Origin of the sequence: Blautia sp. HCP3S3_D9, assembly GCF_052063845.1 — a bacterium.
Classification (GTDB): Bacteria; Bacillota; Clostridia; order Lachnospirales; family Lachnospiraceae; genus Blautia_A.
In genome coordinates this window covers 25,915-43,074 of the sequence record NZ_JBQHWS010000018.1, presented here as the reverse complement: position 1 = coordinate 43,074, position 17,160 = coordinate 25,915, and the positions used below count along the sequence as shown (strand labels likewise).

At 41.3% G+C, this 17,160-nt stretch carries 19 protein-coding genes; 18 read left to right on the top strand and 1 reads right to left on the bottom strand.

Annotation, left to right across the window (positions count from 1 at the left end; genetic code table 11):
• The first annotated feature begins 157 nt into the window (after positions 1-157).
• The 8 genes from ureA (at position 158) to ACTNES_RS06005 (ending at position 6,162) form a co-directional block, all read left to right on the top strand.
• Positions 158-460, top strand: coding sequence for an urease subunit gamma (gene ureA, locus ACTNES_RS06040; RefSeq protein WP_008705098.1), 303 nt, complete (start codon positions 158-160; stop codon positions 458-460).
• A gap of 14 nt (positions 461-474) precedes the next feature.
• Positions 475-834 (top strand): urease subunit beta, encoded by a 360-nt coding sequence (gene ureB / locus ACTNES_RS06035; protein WP_019163039.1) that lies wholly within the window; start codon positions 475-477, stop codon positions 832-834.
• A gap of 12 nt (positions 835-846) precedes the next feature.
• Positions 847-2,568 carry an urease subunit beta gene (gene ureC / locus ACTNES_RS06030; protein ID WP_118136090.1) on the top strand — a complete coding sequence of 574 codons (1,722 nt, stop codon included), beginning with the start codon at positions 847-849 and terminating at the stop codon, positions 2,566-2,568.
• Between the two features lie 245 nt (positions 2,569-2,813).
• On the top strand, positions 2,814-3,320 hold the full coding sequence (locus ACTNES_RS06025; protein WP_008705095.1) for an AmiS/UreI family transporter: 507 nt from the start codon (positions 2,814-2,816) through the stop codon (positions 3,318-3,320).
• A 20-nt stretch (positions 3,321-3,340) separates the two neighbouring features.
• Positions 3,341-3,817, top strand: a complete 477-nt coding sequence (locus ACTNES_RS06020; protein ID WP_019163037.1) for an urease accessory protein UreE — start codon at positions 3,341-3,343, stop codon at positions 3,815-3,817.
• An 18-nt stretch (positions 3,818-3,835) separates the two neighbouring features.
• Complete coding sequence (locus ACTNES_RS06015) at positions 3,836-4,528, top strand: urease accessory protein UreF (RefSeq protein WP_008705090.1); 693 nt, start codon at positions 3,836-3,838, stop codon at positions 4,526-4,528.
• Positions 4,529-4,680: 152 nt separating this feature from the next.
• On the top strand, positions 4,681-5,289 hold the full coding sequence (gene ureG / locus ACTNES_RS06010; RefSeq protein WP_441038868.1) for an urease accessory protein UreG: 609 nt from the start codon (positions 4,681-4,683) through the stop codon (positions 5,287-5,289).
• A gap of 12 nt (positions 5,290-5,301) precedes the next feature.
• Complete coding sequence (locus ACTNES_RS06005; RefSeq protein WP_441038866.1) at positions 5,302-6,162, top strand: urease accessory protein UreD; 861 nt, start codon at positions 5,302-5,304, stop codon at positions 6,160-6,162.
• A 59-nt stretch (positions 6,163-6,221) separates the two neighbouring features.
• Here the strand turns inward: ACTNES_RS06005 and ACTNES_RS06000 are convergent, their stop codons facing one another.
• The gene (locus ACTNES_RS06000) at positions 6,222-6,581 is read right to left on the bottom strand and encodes an arsenate reductase family protein (protein WP_195565305.1); all 360 of its coding nucleotides are present in this window, start codon (positions 6,579-6,581) and stop codon (positions 6,222-6,224) included.
• Positions 6,582-6,777: 196 nt separating this feature from the next.
• Here ACTNES_RS06000 and ACTNES_RS05995 point away from each other — a divergent pair, with 196 nt between their 5' ends.
• From ACTNES_RS05995 to ACTNES_RS05950, 10 genes are all read left to right on the top strand, one after another.
• Positions 6,778-7,713, top strand: a complete 936-nt coding sequence (locus tag ACTNES_RS05995) for a hypothetical protein (RefSeq protein ID WP_441038864.1) — start codon at positions 6,778-6,780, stop codon at positions 7,711-7,713.
• A 267-nt stretch (positions 7,714-7,980) separates the two neighbouring features.
• Positions 7,981-8,355 (top strand): hypothetical protein, encoded by a 375-nt coding sequence (locus tag ACTNES_RS05990; RefSeq protein WP_291816826.1) that lies wholly within the window; start codon positions 7,981-7,983, stop codon positions 8,353-8,355.
• On the top strand, positions 8,349-8,807 hold the full coding sequence (locus ACTNES_RS05985) for a YhcH/YjgK/YiaL family protein (RefSeq protein WP_119241324.1): 459 nt from the start codon (positions 8,349-8,351) through the stop codon (positions 8,805-8,807). The genes ACTNES_RS05990 and ACTNES_RS05985 overlap by 7 nt, the downstream gene beginning before the upstream one ends.
• A gap of 101 nt (positions 8,808-8,908) precedes the next feature.
• Positions 8,909-9,949, top strand: a complete 1,041-nt coding sequence (locus tag ACTNES_RS05980; RefSeq protein ID WP_441038862.1) for a LacI family DNA-binding transcriptional regulator — start codon at positions 8,909-8,911, stop codon at positions 9,947-9,949.
• A 19-nt stretch (positions 9,950-9,968) separates the two neighbouring features.
• Positions 9,969-10,907: a sugar kinase gene (locus tag ACTNES_RS05975; RefSeq protein ID WP_441038860.1), complete on the top strand. Its 939-nt coding sequence runs from the start codon at positions 9,969-9,971 to the stop codon at positions 10,905-10,907.
• A gap of 1 nt (position 10,908) precedes the next feature.
• On the top strand, positions 10,909-11,541 hold the full coding sequence (locus ACTNES_RS05970; protein WP_441038858.1) for an orotidine 5'-phosphate decarboxylase / HUMPS family protein: 633 nt from the start codon (positions 10,909-10,911) through the stop codon (positions 11,539-11,541).
• Positions 11,541-12,083 (top strand): 6-phospho-3-hexuloisomerase, encoded by a 543-nt coding sequence (gene hxlB, locus ACTNES_RS05965; protein ID WP_216458629.1) that lies wholly within the window; start codon positions 11,541-11,543, stop codon positions 12,081-12,083. Before ACTNES_RS05970 ends, hxlB begins: the two co-directional genes overlap by 1 nt.
• A gap of 30 nt (positions 12,084-12,113) precedes the next feature.
• Entirely contained in the window at positions 12,114-13,094 is a 981-nt protein-coding gene (locus ACTNES_RS05960; RefSeq protein ID WP_441038856.1) for a Gfo/Idh/MocA family protein, read from the top strand.
• A 224-nt stretch (positions 13,095-13,318) separates the two neighbouring features.
• Positions 13,319-13,963: a bifunctional 4-hydroxy-2-oxoglutarate aldolase/2-dehydro-3-deoxy-phosphogluconate aldolase gene (locus ACTNES_RS05955; protein ID WP_291816837.1), complete on the top strand. Its 645-nt coding sequence runs from the start codon at positions 13,319-13,321 to the stop codon at positions 13,961-13,963.
• A gap of 281 nt (positions 13,964-14,244) precedes the next feature.
• On the top strand, positions 14,245-17,154 hold the full coding sequence (locus ACTNES_RS05950; protein WP_441038854.1) for a serine/threonine protein kinase: 2,910 nt from the start codon (positions 14,245-14,247) through the stop codon (positions 17,152-17,154).
• The last annotated feature ends 6 nt before the right edge of the window (positions 17,155-17,160 follow it).

Here is a 17,160-nt window from a genome sequence, read left to right as displayed (position 1 = left end):
GTTTTGGCATGAATATGCCAAAATCCCGAGACATACAAGCCAAAATTCCATTGCCGCAGGCAATCTGGAATGAATTTTGGCTACGTTACTGAGAACGGAGTGAACAGTAACAGATTTTTGCATATTATAATCCGCACAATTCGAGAGGAGGAATATCATGAGGCTGAATCCCAAAGAACAGGAAAAATTAATGCTTCATATGGCAGGAAATCTTGCAAAAGAGAGAAAGGAAAGAGGTCTGAAACTGAATTACGTGGAGGCACTTGCGTATATCAGTTCTGAACTCCTGGAGCTTGCAAGAGATGGTAAAACAGTAGTAGAGCTGATGCAGCTTGGAACCAAGATTCTTACAAAGGATGACGTAATGGACGGTGTTGCTGATATGATCGGTGAAGTTCAGGTAGAGGCAACATTCCCGGATGGAACCAAGCTTGTGACAGTACATAATCCAATTCAGTAAGGAGGAGAATGAGCATGAAGATCGGTGAAATTATGGCCGCAGATCGTGAGATCACACTTAATGAAGGCAAGAAAACAGTGACAGTAACAGTGGCAAACAAAGGCGACAGACCGGTTCAGGTCGGTTCTCATTTTCATTTCTTTGAAGTAAATAAATGCCTTTCTTTTGACAGGGAAAAAGCCTATGGATATCATCTGGACATTCCTTCAGGAACATCTGTAAGATTTGAGCCGGGTGAAGAAAAAGAGGTTCAGCTTACAGAAATGGGCGGCAGACAGAGAGTATTCGGACTGAATGATCTCACCCGCGCCCAGGCAACTGACGATACAAAAGCAGCATCCATGGAAACTGCGAAATTAAAAGGATTTCTGTAAGGAGGGACAATAATGAGTACAAAAATTTCCGGAAGCAAATATGCGGCAATGTATGGCCCGACTACAGGAGATAAGGTACGTCTGGCAGATACAAGCCTTGTGATCGAGGTAGAAAAAGATTATACAACCTATGGAGACGAAGTAAAGTTCGGCGGCGGCAAGACAATCCGTGACGGTATGGGACAGTCTGTAAAAACCTGCAGCAAAGACGGAGATCTGGATCTGGTAATTACCAATGCATTGATCGTAGACTCTACAGGAATCGTAAAAGCAGATATCGGTATCAAAGACGGCAAAATCGCAGGAATCGGTAAAGCCGGAAATCCGGACATCATGGATGGTGTGACACCTGGAATGACAGTGGGTGCATCTACAGAAGCACTTGCAGGAGAGGGAATGATCGTAACTGCAGGTGGAATTGATACCCATATCCATTTCATCAGCCCGCAGCAGATCGACTGTGCATTATACAGTGGTGTAACTACTATGATTGGTGGAGGTACAGGCCCTGCAGACGGTACAAATGCAACTACCTGTACACCTGGCCCATGGAACTTGAGAATGATGTTAAAGGCAGCCGAGGAATACCCGATGAACTTAGGGTTCCTTGGAAAAGGCAACTGCTCAGACGAAGCTCCTCTCATTGAGCAGGTCAAGGCCGGAGCTATGGGACTGAAGATTCATGAAGACTGGGGTGCAACACCTGCAGTTATCAATCACTGTCTGAATGTGGCAGATGAATATGATGTACAGGTTGCCATCCACACAGATACATTAAATGAAGGTGGATGTGTAGAAGATACACTTGCAGCCATCGGCGGCAGAACCATTCATACTTATCATACAGAGGGTGCAGGCGGCGGACATGCACCGGATATCATCCGCGCAGCAGCAGCTCCGAACGTACTGCCATCCTCCACAAACCCAACAATGCCATATACAGTAAACACTCTGGATGAGCATCTGGATATGCTTATGGTCTGCCATCACCTTGACAAGAGAATTCCGGAAGATGTTGCATTTGCAGATTCCCGAATCCGTCCTGAGACAATCGCAGCAGAGGATGTTCTTCATGATATGGGTATCTTCAGTATGATGAGCTCTGACTCTCAGGCTATGGGACGTGTAGGTGAGGTTATCACACGTACCTGGCAGACAGCAAGTAAGATGAAAGATGAGAGAGGCGCACTTCCGGAAGATGCAGGACACGATAATGACAACTTCCGTGTAAAACGTTATATCTCCAAATATACCATCAACCCGGCGATCACACACGGTATTTCCCAGTATGTGGGCTCTGTGGAAGAAGGTAAATTTGCAGACCTCGTTCTCTGGAATCCAGTATTCTTTGGTGCAAAACCGGATATCATCATCAAAGGCGGTATGATCATTGCATCTAAGATGGGCGATGCAAATGCATCCATTCCGACAACACAGCCGGTTCTCTATCAGCCAATGTTTGCAGCTCATGGAAAAGCTAAGAATGAAGCTTGCCTGACCTTTGTATCCCAGGCTGCCATGGATGAGAATGTAAAAGAGAAATACGGTCTTGAGAAAACTGTAGTACCTGTAAAGGGCTGCAGAAATATCAGCAAAAAAGATATGGTATTTAATGACAGAACACCGGAACTGACCGTAGATCCGGAGACTTATAAGGTTACTGTTGATGGCGAAGAGATCACTTCCAAACCGGCAGAGAAACTTCCGCTGACACAGCTTTACAGTCTGTTCTAAAAACTCTGAATAGTTACAATCTGGTTATCTGATCATAAAAATGATATTCGCAGGACTGTTATTTATGGAGTTTTGTGAGAACTTACCAAACAATATAATGACAGTCCTGTCAGTATAAAATTCTGATTTTTATATGAAAATAAGCTGGATTTATTCATCTTGTTATGCGTGTTGAATAAAAGTATTTCCACTTACGAAATATAAACAGAAAAATATACTGAAGAAGCAGGAGAGGAGAGAATATTATGTTAGGAGTTTGTCTTTTATTCGTAGGAATCGTACTGATCAACAACGGTATGTGTTCTTTATACAATGTAGACGGAAAATCAACCGCCATTATGAACATCTTTACAGGTGGTCTTTCTTTATTTATTAACTTTGTCAATCTGGTGCAGGGCAATTATTATGCAGCAGGAACAGGACTGCTGTTCTGCTTTACCTATCTTTTCGTAGCCCTGAGTAAATTCCTGAAAGCAAGCCCTATCCCATTTGCATGGTTTTCTACTTTTGTAGCCATCAATGCGGTGATCTTCGGTACAATCGAGGGATTTACAGGAAGCACTGCACTGGGAATCACACCGGATCTGCGCTGGGCAGCAATCTGGTATCTGTGGGCAATTCTCTGGGGAACTGCTTTCGTAGAAGATATCTGCGGAAAAAAACTGGGAAAATTCGTTCCATATCTTCAGGTATTTGAAGGAATCGTAACTGCATGGGTTCCTGGAGTTATGATGTTGCTTCAGATTTGGTAAGATTCAGGAGGTCGAAAATAATGCTGTGTGAACAGGTTTTGGGAAAGCTTCATGATTTTGATACTACAGGAAAAACAATAGAATATGTAGATATTGAATGGCACGAAGCATTTAAGAAAATACATAAAAAAATAACAGACAAAGGAACAGAAGTGGGAATCCGCATGGACGATTCCATTCTCGCCAGAGGTCTGTATCAGGATGATGTGATCTACGCAGATGATGAGAAGCTTGTAGTGGTAAATACACCGCCATGCGAAGTTATCCGTGTTTCTCTGACTCCGGGACATGAGAAAATGTCTGCAAAAGTCTGCTACGAAATCGGAAACAGACATGCACCGCTTTTCTGGGGAGAGAATGATACGTTTATCACGATTTATAATGAGCCAATGCTTGTTATGCTTCAGAAAATCCATGGAGTTCAGGCGGAGAAAGAAGTGCTGAAGCTGGACTTTGACAGGAGAATTTCTGCAAGTATTCATAATCATCATCATTAATAACAACGGAGGTTCTTCATGTCAGAAAAACAGTTCTATCTTCTACAGGTAAATGATGCGCTGTTCCCTATCGGAGGATATTCCCACTCCCAGGGACTTGAGACTTATATTCAGCGTGGAATTGTCCACAATGTAGACACAGCCAGAGAGTACATCACTCACAAAATCAAATGGAATCTTGCGTATACAGAACTTCTGGCAGCCAGACTTGCATACGAAGCTGCAGAGAAAAAAGACCTGCAGGAACTTCTGTACCTGGAAGAACTTCTGGAAGCATCCAGAATTCCTATGGAACAGAGAGAAGCTGCCAGAAAAATGGGTTCCCGTTTTGCAAAGACCATTGAAAAGCTGGGGCTTTCTATCAGTGAAACAGGGATTTTCAGAGAATATCTGGATGCAAGAAAGGGAAAAGCAGTAAATCATTGCTGTATTTACGGAGTTTTTTGTGCGGAAATGCAGATTCCTCTGGAAGAGGCGCTGACACATTATCTATACGCCCAGACATCTGCAATCGTCACCAACTGCGTAAAAACAATCCCCCTCAGCCAGACATCCGGGCAGCAGCTTCTGAGTGGATGCTATGGGGAATTTGATGAGATATTAAAGGATGTCATGAACAGAAGTGAGGAGGACTTATGTCTCTCTGCGCCTGGATTTGATATCAGAGGAATCCAGCACGAGAAGCTGTATTCCAGGCTATATATGTCTTAGCTTGAATTTGGTATTAGTTTATTCCAGGCTCAAGCGTGGATAGAAACAGAATCATGTGTATAATATGAAATCTTCAAAAATAATATGTGGAAAGTCAGTAAACAGATTATAAGAAGCTATCAACAAGTAAAGTAGAAAAGAGGAAATCGGTTATGTCATACGTAAAAATCGGAGTTGCCGGACCTGTAGGTTCCGGAAAAACAGCACTTATTGAAGCACTGTCAAGAAAGATGGCAAAGGATTACAGTATTGGTGTCATCACAAATGATATCTACACAAAAGAAGATGCCCAGTTCCTTGTAAAGAACAGCGTTCTTCCTGTAGAAAGAATTATTGGTGTAGAGACAGGCGGATGCCCTCACACAGCCATCCGTGAAGATGCTTCCATGAATCTGGAAGCAGTAGATGAGATGATGGAACGCTTCCCTGATATTGAACTTCTTTTCATCGAAAGCGGCGGAGATAACCTGTCTGCAACATTCAGTCCGGAGCTGGTAGATGCAACCATCTTCGTCATTGATGTAGCAGAAGGAGATAAGATTCCGCGTAAAGGCGGTCCTGGAATCACACGTTCTGATCTTCTTGTAATTAATAAGATAGACCTGGCTCCATATGTAGGTGCAAGTTTGGAAGTAATGGAAAGAGACTCCAAAAAAATGCGTGGTGACAGACCATTCCAGTTTACAAATATCCGCGGAGATGAGAACGTAGATAAAGTGGTAGAGTGGATCAAGAAAAACGTACTCCTGGAAGGAATGTAAAGGAAAATGCCTATGGATAACAAATTCGGAAAAATATCCCGCATCAGCGCCTGCGCAGCCTTAAAAGACGGAAGGACTATTCTGGAAGATCTGTCTTTTACAGCACCATACAAGATCATGATGCCTTTCGAAAAAGAAAACGGTGGGATCCAGATCATGCCGCTCTGTGCTTCCGCAGGAATTATGGCAGGTGATTCCCAGGAATTTTTCTACCATGTAAAGGAAGGTGCAGATCTGGAAGTCCTGTCCCAGTCCTTTGAGAAAATCCACAAAATGGACGAAGGCTCAGCCGCCCGAACCATTGAAGTGCAGGTAGACAAAAACGCCATATTATATTACTATCCACAGCCGGTGATTCCTTTCGCACAGTCAGCCTTTGACAGCAAAATGACTATCCATCTGGAAGACGCAACCTCCCGTTTATTCCTGCTGGAGATCATCTCCTGTGGTCGAAACGCTCATGACGAACGTTTTCAGTACCGCAGATTCTCCTCAAAAGTCCTGCTGTACAGAGGGGACAAACTCATCTATCGCGATAACACCCGCTACGAACCGGACAAAATGCCCATGGAAGGAATCGGAATGTACGAGGGCTACACACATATGGCAAACCTGTTTCTTTCTAAGATCTGCAGCAGAGATGGTGAAAGTTGCAGTCAGGAATCCGGAACTGTCAAAACGGCAGATTCAACAATCAATCTGGAACTTCAGGAAAAAATCTGGCAGATCCTTGACGAAGATTCAGAAATAGATGGCGGAGTTACCCGTCTCACAACCGGAGATCTGGCATTGAGAATCTTCGGTTATCGTGCTCAGAAACTGCAGCAGGTAGCGGAAAAAATAAAAAAAATATACGAAACAGAACAGAGATAAAAAATGGCGGGATTTCCCGCCATCAGATTGTAGATAAACTTGGTGTTGGGCTATACACATTATACGTGCATAGCCTCGATCCATTCTTTTTCTTTAAATCCGGTAAGTACAAAGTCATCCCCGATTACCAGCGGTCGTTTCACCAGCATTCCGTCTGTGGCAAGAAGCTTCAGCTGTTCATCTTCAGACATATCTTTTAACTTATCTTTCAATCCCATTTCCTTATAGAGCATCCCACTTGTATTAAAGAATTTCTTCAGTGGAAGACCACTTTTGGTGTACCATTCTTTTAATTCTTCATAGGTAGGATTTTCTTCTTTAATAGCCCGTTCTTCATAACTGATATTGTGTTCATCCAGCCATTTCAGAGCTTTCATGCAGGTGCTGCATTTGCGGTAAACTAAAACTTTCATAGACATTCTCCTCGTATAGATTTATCGTAACTATTTACAGGTAATTACTTCCTCCATTATTGTTCCAGATAGATATATCATAAATTGGAAAGGGCGATTTTGCAAGAGAATGTTATAGAAGAATTGTAAGGTTCAGGTTTTCATGTTAATATATCCATATACAAAAGAAAAAACAGTCCCAGTTCCCCGGAGAGGAGAAATCATGCGTGATGAGACGAAGATGGACGTATATACGTCTGGAGTGACTGGCGCAGAGTATGATGCAGGAATGAAACAGCTTATGAGCAATAAAGAGATTATTGTTCCCATCCTGCAGATGACAGTGTCGGAGTTTAAAACGTGCTCACAGGAAGAAATTCTACAGTGTTTAGATATTTCTTCTATTACAAAAGATGATTTCGTAAGTGATATACCAAATATAGAAAGGGATTTGAGATTAACAAAGGAAGACAGTGAATTGTCGTCTCTGGTGGAGAAGCTGGTACGATTTGATATTCGGTTTAAAATAATAAATCCAAAGTTATCTACAGAGAGGATAAGAGTGAATTTACATATTGATATGGAAGCGCAGAAAAGTTACCACCCAAGTAATCCGTCATATCCTATATTAAAACGTGCAGTATATTATGTAGCTCGAGACCTTTCATCTCAGTTGAGTACTATTACGCAGACTACAGATTATTCAAAGCTGGAAAAATGTTATTCCATATGGATCTGTGCGGAGGATGTGCCAAAGAAACTGCAGAATACGTTGACGGAATATTCTTTTTCTAAGAAGGATATCATAGGGATGGCAGATGAACCAGAAGAGGATTATGATCTCTTGACAGTAGTTATAATCCGACAGGGAAGAGATACAAATGAGAAAGGAATATTTGATTATCTGAAAGGGCTTTTTACTGGCGATATAAAGAGAATAAAAAGATATTCACATATAGAATGGTCAGAACCATTTCAAAAGGAGGCGAGTAAAATGACAGGATTTGGAGATATGATTTACGAAAGAGGAATACAACAAGGAATGATTCTTGGCGCTCTTATGAGTGGAAAAACTCCGGAAGAGGTTTCGAAGATGCTGAATTTGCCTCTGGAGGAAATAAAAAAAGTTCAGGAACAACAGATGACTGCGAACAGATAGTAAAAGAAAATTACTGATATAAAGTTAATAGGGAACTGGGAAATCTATGATTGAAAAGAGTTAAGTCTATGTATATTACAATATATAGGCTTAACTCTTTTTCTGAATCTGAAAAGTATAAAAGGTAAGTGTAAAATAGTTTGGATTTTTTATTGCATCAACCACAACAAATTTATATATGGAAATTCTGCAAAAAATATGTTACCGCTTTCATAAAAACTGACGAAATTAAAAACCAAAAACTTAAATCATGCACAAAAACAAATTATGGACTGTATTGAAAAAGCAGAAAAACTGATAAATAAAGAAAAGCTTCAGAGTTTCTTTCCGGCAGCAGATCTGAAAGATGTATTAATGGCACATGAACTTTTTCATGGAATTGAATACAGAAAAAGGAAGCAGATTTTTACCCAGACAGAGAAGATTGAATTGTGGAGACGCCCGTTTTCCAATAAATCAAAAATCTTATGTTTAAGTGAGATGGCAGCAATGGCGTTTGCAAAGCGTATGACAGGGATCAGCTGCTCCCCATATGTGCTGGATGTGCTTCTCATGTATTGTTACAACGAAGAAGCAGCCATTGCTTTATATGAGGAAATCCTTGAAGCAGCAGGGATCAGAGAAAGGGAAGAAGAATGTTAACAACAACAATTGATCATGCAGAGAAATACAATTACCTTGGAGAACGTTTCAGGAAAGCATTTGCATTTCTGAGAGATACTGATTTCTCCGTTCTTTCAGAGGGAAAAGTTGAGATAGATGGAGAGAACATTTTTGCAGAAGTTCAGGAATATGTGACAAAACCGGAAAACGAATGCAGATTTGAATCTCATAAGAAATATTTTGATATTCAGTATATGGCAGAGGGCGAAGAATACTTCGGATTTATTCCTCTCGAAGAGCTGAAAAAGGATACAGGATATGATGAAACCAGAGATCTGGAATTCTACCAGTTTCCGGAAGTAAACGGAAGAATCCATCTGAAAAAAGGTGATTTTGCAGTAGTATCTCCGGATGATGGTCATCAGCCGAGATGTATAGGAAAAGCACCATGTAAAGTAAAGAAAATCGTAGTAAAGGTAAAAGTAGACTAAATCGTTTAAAAAGCAGGTAAAGAAAAGTCCGGATTCCCTGAAATCTTGAAAAAAGTGCCGCATCGTGTATAATATCTATAGAATTAGATGAGAGAAAGTTATTGGATACAAAGGAAACAGTAACATCAGAAACGATTAGGAGACAAAGACAAGGGAAAAATATGAATATATATGACATTGCCAGGGAGGCGGGAGTTTCAATAACCACAGTATCCCGTGTGATCAACAAAAAGGGATACGTCAGTGAGAAGACAAGAAAAAAGATTCAGGATGTACTTGACAGAAATGAATATCATCCAAGTGACATTGCAAGAGGTCTTGTTTCGGGATCTATGAAAACAGTTGCAATTGTTGTTGTGGATGTTCGTGTTCCCCATTATGCGTTGACTTCCTATATTATGGAACAGAGGTTATCTGATGAGGGATACATGGTTCTGGTATGTAATACCGGTGAGAAAGAAGAGGACTGCAGGAAATATTTATGTATGCTTGCAAACCGTCATGTATATGGAATCATTCTGGTGGGATCGATCTTCAACAGACTTTGTGATGAAGAGACACTGAATCTTTTAAGTGACATTCCGATTGTTATGGCAAACGGAAAGATTGACAGGGACAATATCCATGCAGTTCTGGTTGATGAAGCATACGGAATGGAACTTGCCACCGAACATTTATATGAAAGAGGACGCAGAAAACTTGCTTATGTGATCGATAAGGATACTAATGCCGCTGACAGAAAGCGGAAAGGCTTTCTCAGAGAAATGAAAAGGCTTGGATATGAGGATCCTGAAAAAGATGTTTACCACACTTCCTATGGACTGGAGGGCGGAGCACAGATTGCAGAAGTTTTACGTGAGAAAGGATATGACGGAGTTGTATTCGGAGAAGATCTGACAGCAGTCGGAGCTCTGAATCAGTGGAAAAAAGACGGGGTGAAAATCCCGGAAGAGATTTCCCTGATCGGATGCAATAATTCGGAATATTCCTATGTATGCAGCCCTGCACTTACCACAGTAAACAATAAAGGTGAAGTGCTCAGTGAGCTGACAGTAAGAATGCTTCTGGATGTTCTGGAGAAAAAGAAAGAACTTGCTTCTTTGATCGTTCTTCCGGAACTGGTGGTGAGGGAGACGACATAATCCAGCCGGAAAGGAAATTATGTCAGAAGTTATATTATTTGGAGAGCCAATGGCAATGTTCGTAGCCAAAACCTGCGGACCATTACATGAAGTAGAAGAATTTACAAGAATGCTTGCCGGTGCAGAGGTAAATGTAGCAATCGGACTGAAACGCCTGGGACATTCTGTTGCATATGTAACCAAGCTTGGAACAGATCCATTTGGAACTTATATTGAGAATAAACTGAAATCAGAAGGTCTTGATGTCCAGATTTCAAAGGACGAAGATCATTTCACAGGTTATCAGCTGAAAGGCAAAGTAATGGAGGGTGATCCTGAAGTATTCTATTATAGAAGAAACAGCGCAGCATCCTGTCTTTCTGTAGAAGATATTGAGAAGGTGGATCTGGAAGGAGCAAGAGTCCTGCACATTACAGGAATCCCACCGGCACTTTCCAAAAGCTGCCGTGAAGCAACTTACCGTCTGATCGAACGTGCGAGAGAAAAAAACATGCTGGTCAGTTTTGATCCAAACCTCAGGCCAACTCTCTGGGAGAGTCAGGAAGTGATGATAGAAACGATCAATGACATTGCATCCAGGGCAGATATTGTACTTCCGGGAACAGCTGAGGGAAAAATCCTTATGGGAAGTGATAAACCGGAGGAAATCGCAGAATTCTACCGTAAGAACGGAGCAAAAGCCGTAATCATTAAAGCTGGCGGTGCCGGTGCTTACGCAGACTGGGAAGATGGAAAAGCTTTTTATCCCGGATATAAAGTAAAAGAAGTTGTAGATACAGTGGGAGCAGGTGACGGATTTGCAGTTGGAATCCTGAGCGCATGGCTTCAAGGTCTGCAGATGCCGGAAATGGTAGACAGAGGAAATGCTATCGGGTCTATTCAGGTATCTGTTGCAAGTGATAATGAGGGACTTCCGACAAAAGAAGAACTGGATGCTTATATGAAAGGGGCAAAATAAAATGAGACTGCAGGTAGCGATAGACCGTGTGACAGTAGATCGTGCGGCAGAAATCATAGACCAGACTCATGGATGTGCGGATATCATTGAGGTTGGCACATCCCTGATCAAGGATTACGGACTTTCAGGCAGTGTAAAAGTTCTGAAAGAGAAATATCCGGAGCAGTGTATTCTGGCAGACATTAAGACCTGCGATGAAGGTGAATATGAATTCAGAAAGACCTATGAAGCAGGTGGAGATATCCCTACGATTATGGGATATTCTTCTGTTTCCACATTAAAAGCATGCCAGAAAGTAGCGGAAGAATTCCAGAAAGAGTACATGATCGATCTGCTGGAAGTATCTGATGACAAGCTTGAAATTCTGAAGAAAGAATTTCCGGAAGCAATCTTCTGTGTACATCTGCCCTCTGATGATCAGGGTGTTGGACTTGAAGAACTTGTAAAACATATGTGTATGAAACTGACGGGTGTAGAAAAGATTGCAGTAGCAGGTGGCGTGAAACTGGAGAATATCGACCTGATGAAACGTTATGGAATCGATACAGTAATCGTCGGCGGTGCAATCAGCAAAGCAGCAGATATCAGAGAAGCAGCAGAGGCATTTGCACAGGAAATCAGGAGGCAGAAATAATGGTAGAAGTATTACAGGATATTATGCAGGAAATCGAAGATGTCATTGATAAAGTAAAAGACGAAGAGTTACAGGCGGTTATGGCAGAACTTGACAAGAGCAGGAGAGTATTTGTTGCAGGAGAGGGCCGTTCCGGTTTTTCTGCAAGAGGATTTGCCATGCGTCTGATGCATATCGGATATACAGTATATTTTGTTGGAGAAACTATCACACCGGCAATGCAGGCCGGAGATGTATTTATAGGAGTATCCGGTTCCGGAAAGAGTGCCAGCGTGGTAAATGATGCAAAGAAAGCAAAAGACGCAGGACTTACTGTGATCGCAGTGACAAGCAAACCGGAATCCCCGCTTGCGGAAGCTGCAAAAACAGTGCTTGTGATCCCTGGAACTGTAAAAGGAGATACAGGGGAAGCAAGAGGTTCCATCCAGCTCTTAAGTTCCCTTTTTGACCAGAGTCTTCATATTACTCTGGATGCGCTCTGCCTGCTTCTCAGCAGAAGAGACCATACAGCAAACGAAACAGCAACAAAAGCACACTGGTAAAAGGAACGCTCGGGAAAGCAGAGGTATGAGATGATTAGATTTGGCGTGATCGGCACGAATTTTATTACAGACCGTTTTCTTAAAGCTGGAGAATGCTGCGGGGAATTTAAACTTGTGGCAGTCTATTCCAGAACTATGGAGCGTGCAAAGGAATATGCACAGGTTCATGGTGCAAAATATGCATTTGACACATTAGAGACTCTGGCAGAATGTGAAGAAGTGGACGCAGTTTATGTAGCCAGCCCGAATGCATGTCACGCAAAGCAGAGTATTCTGATGATGGAACATGGGAAACATGTTCTCTGCGAAAAGGCAGTTGCGTCTAACAGCAGAGAATTAGAAGAAGTGCTGGCAGCGGCAGAGAAAGCGCAGGTTGTTTTCCTGGAAGCGGTACGTCAGATTTATATGCCTGGATTTCAGGCGATTCAGGAGAATCTGCATAAGCTTGGAACTATCCGGCGTGCAAGTTTTTCATACTGTAAATATTCCAGCAGATATGACAACTATAAGAATGGAATTATTGAAAATGCATTCAACCCGAACCTGTCAAACGGTTCACTGATGGATATTGGTGTCTATGGAGTCCACATGCTGGGAGCATTTTTCGGTATGCCAGAGAGAATCCAGAGTGCAGGACTGAAGCTTTCCAATGGTGTAGACGGTGAAGGAACAATCCTTGCTGAGTATGCCGGAATGTTGGCAGAAGTAACTTACTCAAAAATCAGTGATCTGAACATTCCAGCGCAGATTCAGGGAGAAAACGGAACCATGCTTATTGAGCAGATGACAGAACCTGTCAAACTTACGATCATCTCACGTGATGGAAGTGAAGAAGTCATCGAACTTCCGGAAACAGAGCCGCCTATGGTACATGAGATAAGGAAGTTTGCTGAACTTGCAGAAGCCGGAACTGTTAATCATAAATATCTGGAAAACAGCAGAATAGAAATGAAGATCATAGACGAGGCAAGAAGACAGCAGGGAATTGTGTTCCCGGCAGATACTCAGTAAGTCAGAGAATTTATCTGCTTAATTGAATCTGATAAGTGATTAGTTTTTTACCTGTTGACGCACGGCAAAGATATCTGACGCAGGATTTTACGCTCTGCTGGACTGGATTAAGATGCATTATTTGCTAGGATTGCTATAGATTGAATAGCAGGTTATGAATAAGTAATGAAGCGGATGATTTTATCCACTTGATTATTCTTCAATTAAGAAAGAAGGAATAAAAAATGGCTAATAAATTAATGGAAGAAATGAAAGAAAAGATCCATGCAATGAAAATTGTACCTGTAGTAAAACTCAACGATGCAAAAGATGCAGTACCTCTTGCCAAAGCACTGGTAGAGGGTGGAATCCCATGCGCAGAAGTTACTTTCCGTACAGATGCAGCTGTAGAATCTATCAAAAAAATGCTGGAAGCATATCCGGATATGCTGGTAGGTGCCGGAACAGTACTTACAACAGCGCAGGTTGATGCAGCAATTGAAGCAGGCGCCAAATTTATCGTAAGTCCTGGACTGAATTCCAAAACAGTAAAATACTGCCAGGAAAAAAATATCCCAATTCTTCCGGGTGTAGCAACTGCAAGTGAGATCGAACAGGCATTAGAACTGGGACTTGATGTAGTGAAATTCTTCCCGGCAGAAGTAAACGGAGGACTTCCTGCGATCAAAGCACTCTCTGCACCATATCACATGATGCAGTTCATGCCGACCGGCGGGGTAAATCCGCAGAATGTAAAAGAGTACCTTTCTTTCGATAAAGTTCTCGCATGCGGCGGAACCTGGATGGTAAAAGATGCCCTGATCAATGCCGGAGAATTTGACAAGATCAAAGAAATGACAAGAGAAGCAATTGAGCTTGTAACAGAATAAAGATTTTAATATAGGAATGGATTGTTTGCCCTTAGGCAGCTGCACTTATTATCGTGCAGCTGCCTTTTTAATGTCATAGAATAAGGTTCCAATAACATTAAAAAGCCTTCTATGCAGGAGCTTTTTTGGGTGCACATTTACAGTTTATAAAAAGCTGCAATTTTTCATTCAAAAATTCACATGGAAATTGTATAATGGATTCATAATGAATAAGTAATACCTGAGGATAAGAAGTAGGAATAAAAGAAAAAGTATTCACAATAATGGGAAAGAGAAAAAGTATGGGAGAGAACAGTAACAGACCGGGCAGCAGTCAAAACTGCTATCTGCCCGAGAATACTATATTGGACGGCAGATATCGAATCCTGCGTGTCCTTGGAATGGGAGGCTTCGGTATCACCTATGAAGCAATTAATGAAAAAGTAAACCGTCACGTAGCAGTAAAAGAGTTCTGGGACAGAGATTACATGGAGCGTCAGGGGACAAAGGTTGCAGTTATAGATGAAACAGCCGGTGAACGCTTTCGTGATATAAAATCAAAATTTTTAAGAGAAGCCAGAAGACTGGGAGATTTCACTACAGAACAGGGAATTGTTCATGTACTGGATTATTTTGAAACAAATAATACCGCCTATATTGTAATGGAATATGTAAGTGGGATTACTCTGGCGCAATATCTGCAGCAGAGCGGACAGGTAGCACCGCAGGAAATGTTTCGCCTTCTTTTTCCGCTTATGGAAACCCTGGATAAGGTTCATAAAAACGGCGTCATCCACCGTGATATCAGCCCGGACAATATTAAACTGGTACGCACAGAGAACGGAGAAACCAGTGTAAAATTGCTGGATTTCGGGTCTGCCAGAGCCTATGCTGATAATAAAACCTATACCATTGAACTGAAAGAAGGATATGCACCACTGGAACAGTATTCAGACAGCGAACAGGGACCATGGACGGATGTATATGCACTGTGCGCAGTTATTTACCGCGGAATTACCGGAGAGAAACCCATCAGCGCTACTGTAAGAGCCATGAATGGAATACTTCTCATGCCTTCTCAGCGAGGTATCACAATAGATGCAAGACTGGAACGCATCCTGAAAAAAGGCCTGAGTCTGCAAAGAGAAAGCAGATATCAGTCCATCGAAGAAATGCTTGCAGAACTGAAACCAATCCTGGAACCAAAGAAGAAAAAAAGAACAGGAAAGAAAAATATATTTTTTCTGGGAATCAGCTGTGCCTGCTGTGTCCTGGGAGCTAGTGCTTTCTTTGGCTGGAACTACTACAAAACCCATCAGGCATTTTTCAAATTTCACGGAAAAGAAACAACTACACTCCTTCTGGCACCCTACGACAATGTAGGGGCACAGGACTACCAGAAAGATATCAAAACTATGAAAAGCAGACTGGATATTGCGGTAGGAGAAGAGAATTATATTCTTACGGAAAAAGAAGATGGATTGAAGCTGGAGATTCCGGTGGAGTTTTTTGAGGAAAAAGAGAAAACAGATGATGAAGAACAAGAGCAGAGTCTGGAAGAATATATTAATGATTATGTTATGACATTAGTGGCGGCAGCCCAGAAAAAAACAATTACAGTAATAGAACCGAAAGGAAATGGTTCATTTAATTTGTCAAGAGCAACATTAGATGAAGATGAAATTCTTTTGGCTGAAAAGAAAGAAGGAAAAATTCCTATAGATTATTATCTTCCAGACAAAATTGGAATTGATCCGGAAGAAGCAGACGCTTATGTGGAAGTAAAGATTTCAGAAAAAGCGGCCAAGAGAATCAAAGAGAAATTGCAGAGCCTCGCACAATCCGGTAAAGGAACCAATCGAAGTTATATGTGGCTGACAACAGATCCCTGTTATCCGGAATTTGTGAATCATACTTATGGTACAGACCCGGATGGAGATTGGACGACTTATTACAAACCACTTTATTCAGATGATGATAAATGGAGATTTTTGTGGCAGGGTCGGCTAAGCGAAACGTATCAGGTACTGGATGAGATATCAGCAGACTGGGAAGAACAAAGTGATATGTGGGGAACTTTTCAGCATAAAGCAGACGACATTAAGGGACCGTTTGTATTTGCTGAATATACGAGCGATGATACTGCAGATACAATGAAAAAGAAAGGTGACGGTAACTGGCTGGAAACAATCTATGATCTGAAGAAAAGACTGGATACATTAGAGATTCCATATGCATTTGGTACATTTCCAGAAGGGCGAAACAAATTTGCTGTAAAAATAGCTCAAAAAGATGTAAGCAAGTTTATTCTTGAAAAACTTCCGGAAAATCTGACAAGTTCTAATCTTAAACTTTCTTCGGAAGATGATACGGATAATGCTTTCAATGGCTGGGACTGGGAAGTGCAGCTTGAAGATTCAAATGATATAACATTGAGTTATAAATTAAATCCGGATTATGAAGGTGAGTCTGAAAGAAGCCAATTAAGGGATTGGGAAGAGTCGGTTAAAGATGGAATTGTATTAAGAGCCTGGGATTATGAACTAGCAACAGTAAATTCTGAAGATGTTGAGCCTGGAGAAGACTTGAAATTAAATATAAGTTTGCAGAACGATTCCCACATTTTTGAAAAGGAGGATATACCATTACTTAAATTTATAGTTTGTGTACAGGATCAGTCGAAATCTCCTCTTTCAGAATATCAGTTATCAAATGTACGATATTTTGCCAGGGAGAATGAACCGGAAAAAGAGCCGCAGGAAGAAAATGAGAATTATAAAATGGAAACAGGTTTCCTGAAAAAAATAAAATCGATACTGAATGGAATCAATGAAGAGGCAGATGCAGAAGAATCAACTGATGATGTTTATGGACATGAAATAAGAATTTGTCTTAACAGGAATACCTATGGTGAGGAATATGGAGAACAGACAGTGAATGATATAGAAGCATTATGGGAAGAGACAGATTGGTTAAAAGGAAATACCTATTTGAAAATATTTCCCGGAAATCGAATGATTGGAGAAAACATTACCATATATCAGGGATATCAGGATTGGAAAGACGATAAGAAGGAATGGAAACTTTCATATACATATACAGATTCTGGAGATCAGGAACAGCAAAAAATAATGGAATTGCTTAAAAAAAGCAGTGTTTTACAAAAATATGTAACAGAAGACAGTTTTGTTTACGGTGCAATATGGCAGTAGAAAAGG